We start from the raw sequence: 7,567 nt of genomic DNA on the forward strand, positions 1-7,567 counted from the left end.
CTTTTAGAAACAAAAAAAGACAGCTCCCATCATAATCAATAGAATTTAATCTATTATCATATGATGAGAACTGTCCTTATATAAGAACTTCTATTCTTTTAAAACGCTCTAAAGCCTTTAAAATAGACTATTTGTTCATAGCTTCTTCAACTGCAACTGCTACTGCAACTGTGCATCCTACCATTGGGTTGTTACCCTTATAAATGGTATAAAAACTTATTTGCACTAAAAAACATATGCAATCTTTCTAAAGCATATATATTACTTGCTTTTCGAAGATTGCATAATTTTTATTTACACTTAATTTCATTTATCATCTTTTTATAAAACTTTGTCAGTGTTGACAAATCGTTGACAGCTTCATACCATTTTTTTATCATCTAAGCTTATCTGTTCATATAAAACATCCAAAACCTTACTAACATATTTAGCATATTCAATTTCTTGAATTTGAAATTTATTAATAAAATCTATTGAATATTTTTTATTATCCCTCTTGTATAGTCTGTTCACTATGTTTAATGCTTTATCTGTTACTATAATAATCTTCTTTATTTTTAGTCTTTTAAATGTACTTATTGGGACTTTTTCAATATTTTTTTTATCATTTATCAGGCAAAAATGACCATCCAATAAACAACTTTTATCATCTGTAATATATCTATTGGTTGCTTCAATAAGTATATCTTGATTTTTATTTATGTTCTTAACCAATTTATCACTTCTTAGCTTCTCATCACTTAACTTGGAAATCAAATTACTAGATGAATAGTAATTAATATTGTACTTTTTAGCTATCTTACTACATAGTGTAGTTTTCCCTACTCCATGTACACCTCCAACAAAAATTATTCCTTTCCCTACACTCTCATACATTATTTACATCTCCTTAATATACCTAAATGATTGTGGTGCAGATTTTATTGGTGGAGTTAAATCTATTAAATTTAATGGATTTTCATATACTTCAACATTTTTTATACATATAGCAAATCCATTCTTTCTCTCTTTGAAATATTCCATATAATCTTTTTTCTTAATCCCTGAATATTTTTTAGTTTCCTTCCATATATCTTTTGGGTTTCCTTTTATTATATTATCTATTTTAAATTCACCAATCACTTTTCCCACTGGTTTAGTAACATATACTACTATTGTATCAACACCATCTTTTTTAAATATACTTCTTCTATATTCATATTTTTTTTCACCTTTAAATATCTTCTCAGCATATGCTGGTTTAATTGATAATAAAACTTTCATTAATCTCACCCAATTCTAAAATTTTAAAAAACTCATCATCTGTTAGATCTACAGCAACCCATCTTGCTTCCCTACTAAGTCCGACTTCTTCAATAAGTTTTTTTCTAATTGGTCGCTTAGGTAATGCAATATTATATAGCATATTAATGATATATTTATACTTCTTAGTTCTCCAAAAACTATTTAATTCACTTTCTGAAAAAACACTATGTTTAATGCAATATTTTTTAAATTCATCATAACTTCTAAATTCGCATATATTTTTTATTTCTTCTATGACACAAACTGATGTTGCAACAGCTGAATATTCTGCTTTTTTACCATATTCAGCTGTCCTATAAATAACAACAATATCACCTTTCTGATATTTGCTCAAATTAGCAGCAGATAAATATATCTTTTCTATACTATTTGTATATGATAAATCCTCAACAACATGACTAGTTTCAGTTTTAAGTTGAGAATTAGGAAACATTCTAGTATGAAATTTAGGCCATATTGATAGCATAAATTTATTCACTCCATCTACATGCACTCTTGGATAATCTTTAAATATATCATTAACTATATTTTCAGTATCTTTAATATAAACATTTTCACAACCTGCTTCACTCTTCTTAGTTCCATAATGCACAAATCCATATCTGCCAAGTAATTCTATAAGCTCTTTATGTTTTGAAAAAATAGTTACATATGATTTTTTTAAATCTCTCTTAAACATTTCATCTAAAATAATCTTTATAAATCTTTCTCCAAGCTTCGTTCCATGTGCATTAATCTTAAAAGTACCTACTTTTAAGATTTTCCCTTCAGGTAGCTTAGGTGTAATACCTTCTTCATTCTCACCAGTTTCCTCTTTTAAATATAAAAATCCTTGAATTCCGTTATCCTCCTCAAAGACATATGCTTCTTTATTTGCCTTGCTGCAAAACCACTTTTCAAAACCTGGATAATCCTCTTTTAAAGAATCGAAAAAACTATCTCCTAAATTAATCTCTTTAAAGAGTTTCTTTTTAATTACATCCATACAATTCTCCCCCAAACAAGTATTATATTAAAATCTTTTTTAATTTTATTGGTTCTTCACTTCAAATTGTATTGCTACAACTCCCTCTTCAGCTTCTTGTTCTCTGCTATATATACTATATATAATCTTCAACATATCTTCTGTATCTTTATTTGGATATCCAAATTTATCACTTTTGTATTTAGAATAAATATCATAAAATTTTTTTGTTCTATAAACATCTTTTACAATAACACTTATAGTTTCTTTCAATAATGGTTGTTTGTAGAATATTATTTCATCTTTTTTCTTTATCTTCTTTCTTTTCTCATCATTAAGACGTACTTCTATCACCTTATTATTATATTTAATATTATTAAACTCTTTTTCTTGTAACTTCATTTTATGAATCAAAAAGAACACCTTCCTCTTATGTATACTTTCCCTATTTATTCCATTATACAAAACATACATTCGCATTTCAATAAGAATTACCTTTTTACATTACATATATATAATTATTTATCTTTCTATAATATTTTATCAAATAAACAAAAACTTCTTACTTTGAAATGATTGCCAATATTCATTATTGCCAAATTATTCTTTATTTAATACTCATGAATTTTTAAATTTCTGAATAATCTGTGTAATCATACTTTCTTCTTAATTTTACATTTCATTGATATTTTCTTCTTAATTTACAATATGTAAATGTACAACTTCTATATGCATACAAAAATAATTGCTCATCACTTTTTTATGTGTACTTATCAAAAAATCCTATTTTTTTAAACTTATTTCATGATAAGTACACAAAAAATCAAATACTGTTACGTGATCTTATTTACAATATATTTTTATCTTTTTAAGTAAATGCTCAAATTATATTTTTAGGTTAATATTTTTAACCAAGTATTTTTTCCTACTATACCATCCTTACCTATCTTTTCATCTATTTGATACCTCTTGATTGCTTTTAAGGTACCATTTCCAAAAATTCCATCTACACCATTAGTATCATAACCTAATTCAACTAACCTTTCTTGAAGTAACTTAGTAATATTACCTCTAGCTCCAAACTTCAAAGTTGGACACCCTGACAAAGTATTAGGTCCAGGAATACCATCAACAACTTGATTAGAAAACCCTTGTCTATTGCATTCTGCCTGCAATCTTCTTACCCAATCATTACTCACACTAAGATTGCCTTGCTGAGCATTAACATTAACTGCATTATTACTTGTTTGTCCAACTAATCCTTTTACAATAGCATTAGCTATATCCTCAGCATTATATCTATTCATATCCTCACTAGAATCAATAAAACAACATTCAATAAGCATTGCAGTCATACTTGTATGATTTATAACATAAAGATTAGCTCCTTTAATTCCTCTATTTGTATAACCTAAGCTACAAATATTATTTAATACATTCCTTGCTACACTCAACTCTCTTCCTTGATATGTATAAACTTCAGTACCATGCCCACCTCCTGCATTTAAATGAATAGAAACATAAAGATCTCCTCCATTTGCATTAGCTCTATTAACTCTTGCTGCTAAACTTTCATTTAAAGTTGATGCACTATCAACACTACATACACAAACACTATGTCCTAAAGCTTCCAACTTATCTTTTACTTTATATCCAATCTCTCTAGTACAATCTTGTTCTCTTCTTCCACATCCTTCTGCTCCTGTATCTGCTCCTCTTAAAACATGTCCCATATCTAAATTAATTTTCATTTAACATCATCCTTTCATATCTAAAAAAGAGAAAAATAAAAATGCCTTGTAAACTGGCATTTTACTTTTCTCTTCTTAACTTCTTAATCTATTTATTTTTTTAATAATTCTTTAGCTATATTTTCATCTATTACTTTGTAATATAATCCTCTATCAAAATCTTCAAATCCATTTGATTGAAGCTCTGAAATTTTACTATACTTTATGTTTGTCCATAATTCATATCTTTCTTTGCCATCATATCCATAACTGCCCTTAGTTATATGCTCTAGCTTGCACTTAATTCCCTGAAATGTTACATCTACTGATTTCATTTAACTTTATCTCCCTTTAATTTGATATAACATTATTATATCAAATTAATATTAAAGCTTAATAAGATCCTGAACTTTTATTAGTTGTTCTTTTAGACTTTTATTTTCATCCTCTAAAGACTTATTATTCTCTTTAAGATTTATGTTTTCTTTCTTAATATCATCTTCACTCAATGCATTTTTACCTTTATTAAATTCACCTGCCAAAGCTTGTCTTATTTCATTTAACTGTTCTTGAGTTAATGTAGGTATTTTCTTTAATAGTAATCTATCAAACATATCAGCCTTACTTTCAAGTAACTCTTCAACATTCTCAGTTATCCTATACTTCTCCTCAACAATATTCCATATATCCTTAGCTGTATTAATAAGCTCTGAATACTTATCTAATTTGTACTTTTGTGAAAGCTCCTTAGCCTTCACCTCAGCTAAATTAATTAATGCATCTCCTACATTTTTAATAATTACGATTATTACTCCAACTAATGCTGCTGTTACTGCTGGCATTACTCCATTTATTATTTGTTCCATTTACCTCTCTCCTTAATTAATCTTATTTTTTATCTCTTTAACATCTTCCTTAATATCTTCAACGATATTAAACTTATTTGTCATATTATCTAATAAACACTGATACCTCTTTTCTCTATTTCCTGTTGTTTTCAGCACATACAAAAGTAAAGATACAAATAGTCCATATCCTAACCCCTGCTGTAATGCTGCACTCATTAAATCCTCCATAAAACACTACCTTTCAAATATAAAAACAGAGAAGCTTTTAAAACTCTCTGCTTATCTTATCTATTCTTTCTTTTAAAATATTATTTTCTTCCTTAAGCTCCTGTATTGCTTTTGATAACACAGGAATAATCATTTCAGGCCTTATTTGATATATAAAATCCCCATTTGCTTGTTTAACTTTAAAAACATAATCAGGATTTATCCTTTCAAGCTCCTGTGCAATATATCCTATATCTTGATGCTTTCCATTCTCTAACCAGTTAAACTGTCTATGTTTAAACTTACTTATTTCAGTAAGTGCATTAACTTTTGTATCTTTGATATTAAACTTAAGCCTTTCATCAGATGCCCAAGTTGTTATTCCTCTGGCAAATTGATTTGAAGTTCTATTCACTATTACTTGAATATAATTAGTTCCTCCACCACCATCATTACTTACCCAGTTCATAGCTTTTATATAATTGGATTCTACTAGATTTCCAGAATTAGTTATGTTATAGCCATGCATATTAAAATTAGCATATCCATTTAACCCTTCGCTATCAAAACTGCCTGCTCTATGATAAGCGAAAACTGTATTATAAGTATTAGAACTTGATGATTTTTTAACTGCAAATGAAATATACTTTCCTGCCATATCAAGATCTAGTGTTAAACCTTTGATTGAAGAGTTATTGACATAACTATTGCTTCCAAGACCTCCAATATAACTTCCACTTTCATTGTATATATGAAGTTTCTTATCAGTTAAAGATGCTCTTAAAACATTATTACTATCATAATTAAAAATACTTCCCCTAAGAGAAGTATTACCTGTTGTATCAACCCAGAACACTTTAATATTTTTACTATTATAAAGATTAAAAGCTCCATTATATACATTAAAATTGTTTTTCTCTAACTTCCAAGCTGTTGTACTTAAAGGCTTTCCCCCTGTTATTCCTGAAGTAACTTTAGCAACTATACTTGATGGAGTTATTGCCTGCTCTGCTGTGCTTACCCTTGTAGATAAACTACTTACAGTATTATTTAAATTCGTTGATTTAGTTTCTACATTACTTACTCTTGTAACAATTTTGTTTTTCTCAATGTTTAAGTTTGCAAGGCTTGTATTAACATAAGTAGAACTTTCCTGCCAATCATTTCTGTACTTTCCTTTTACAATACTTACTGCAGTAAAGTAATACGTTCCAAAGCTTGATGATCCATTAAAATAATTACCTAAATATAAACCAACTGAATTAGTACTTTTAGTAGTAAAAGTTAATTCAAGCCATTGCCATCCTAATCCTGAAGACTTAACTTCATAAGTCTCAGTTTTTCCACTTGAATTTCTTATAGAGATTACTAAAGAAGCTACTCCCTTTTCAATATAACAATAAGTACTGGCTGTATAAACTGTATTAGCTGGCAGTACCTCAGTATCTTGAACTATGTTTTGATTATTTGCATTAGTAACTATCTTAAAAGCTTTCTTATAACCACTTGTACTATCAACAATACTTTTTGTTGAATCTTCTTCTAAAGTCTCATCCCAATTATCATAACCATTTAAAAAGCAGCCATTTTTAATATAATTAGGTGAATTAAAATTTATTTGCTTAATAGCATTAATAACATCACTACTCTCAACCTTTAAAGCTATCTTATTATTAAGCTGACTTATATTTGTTGTATTAGATGTAACTCTACTATTTAAAGAACTTAGTGAACTCTTAACTGAAGAAACACTTGAATTAATTCCTGTAACTGTAGCTTTTAAAGATATGTAGTCATCTTTTAAATTCACTGTTGCTCCATTAGAATCTATTTTTGTTTCCTTAATTAGTCCTTCGATTTTTCCTTGATGAACACTTACTTCTGTCTGTAGTGCTGTAGTATTTTCTTGTAGCTTACTTATACTACTATTAACATTTTTAAATCCTATATCTAAAGTTTGTCCCTCATCACTAAGTAACACTTTAGTAGATTTTATAGAATTTGTATTATTTGAATTCACCTCAGTTATAAGACTATCTATATTAATCTTTTTACCACTAATTTCATTATTATTAATCATACGATTTTTAATAATGCCATCAGCCAAAGCCTTTTCTTTTACTCCAGTAGAATCAATTAAAGTTCCTTGCCCAGTTTCATCAAAAACACCAAAGGTAAATTTATTGTTTAAATCCCTTCCTGCAATCATTCTTACTCTGCCATTTTCATCTCTCCACTGCTGTGTTTCTCCTACAATTTCTATGCCACCAGTATTTGATTTAATTTGAAACTTATCTGTTGAAATTATACCTGCATTAATCTTTTCTACATCTAAGCTTTCAACCATCGCATTTTTTATAATACCTTCGTCAATTACAACATTCTTTCCTGTAAGATGAATAGTTTGTGTCATGTCTGCTGTTATGTTGCCTGCAAGTAAATTATTAATTAAAGCTGTGCTGTTTTCTAAAATTCCTATCTTTGCATTAGCTGTATTTAAGTCTGTTATATCT

9 protein-coding genes are annotated in these 7,567 nt (G+C 28.0%); all 9 read right to left on the minus strand.

Going from position 1 to position 7,567, the window contains the following annotated elements:
* Nucleotides 1–360 precede the first annotated feature (360 nt).
* The gene (locus BM384_RS13600) at nt 361–876 is read right to left on the minus strand and encodes an ATP-binding protein (protein ID WP_090014404.1); all 516 of its coding nucleotides are present in this window, start codon (nt 874–876) and stop codon (nt 361–363) included.
* Between the two features lie 3 nt (nt 877–879).
* Nucleotides 880–1,263, minus strand: coding sequence for an ASCH domain-containing protein (locus BM384_RS13605; RefSeq protein WP_090014405.1), 384 nt, complete (start codon nt 1,261–1,263; stop codon nt 880–882).
* On the minus strand, nt 1,241–2,290 hold the full coding sequence (locus tag BM384_RS13610; protein ID WP_090014406.1) for a hypothetical protein: 1,050 nt from the start codon (nt 2,288–2,290) through the stop codon (nt 1,241–1,243). Before BM384_RS13610 ends, BM384_RS13605 begins: the two co-directional genes overlap by 23 nt.
* Before the next feature lie 45 nt (nt 2,291–2,335).
* Complete coding sequence (locus BM384_RS13615) at nt 2,336–2,683, minus strand: ASCH domain-containing protein (RefSeq protein WP_175537390.1); 348 nt, start codon at nt 2,681–2,683, stop codon at nt 2,336–2,338.
* Between the two features lie 479 nt (nt 2,684–3,162).
* On the minus strand, nt 3,163–4,020 hold the full coding sequence (locus BM384_RS13620; protein ID WP_090014409.1) for an N-acetylmuramoyl-L-alanine amidase: 858 nt from the start codon (nt 4,018–4,020) through the stop codon (nt 3,163–3,165).
* 92 nt (nt 4,021–4,112) lie between these two features.
* Nucleotides 4,113–4,334 (minus strand): hypothetical protein, encoded by a 222-nt coding sequence (locus BM384_RS13625; protein ID WP_090014410.1) that lies wholly within the window; start codon nt 4,332–4,334, stop codon nt 4,113–4,115.
* 51 nt (nt 4,335–4,385) lie between these two features.
* On the minus strand, nt 4,386–4,865 hold the full coding sequence (locus BM384_RS13630) for a cobalt ABC transporter permease (protein WP_090014411.1): 480 nt from the start codon (nt 4,863–4,865) through the stop codon (nt 4,386–4,388).
* Nucleotides 4,866–4,877: 12 nt separating this feature from the next.
* Nucleotides 4,878–5,075 (minus strand): BhlA/UviB family holin-like peptide, encoded by a 198-nt coding sequence (locus BM384_RS13635; RefSeq protein ID WP_090014412.1) that lies wholly within the window; start codon nt 5,073–5,075, stop codon nt 4,878–4,880.
* Between the two features lie 37 nt (nt 5,076–5,112).
* Nucleotides 5,113–7,567 (minus strand): tail fiber domain-containing protein (locus BM384_RS13640; RefSeq protein WP_139232123.1); only part of this gene is annotated, 2,455 nt, incomplete at its 5' end.

The organism is Clostridium sp. DSM 8431 (genome assembly GCF_900116755.1).
In the GTDB taxonomy this organism is placed as follows: Bacteria; Bacillota; Clostridia; order Clostridiales; family Clostridiaceae; genus Clostridium.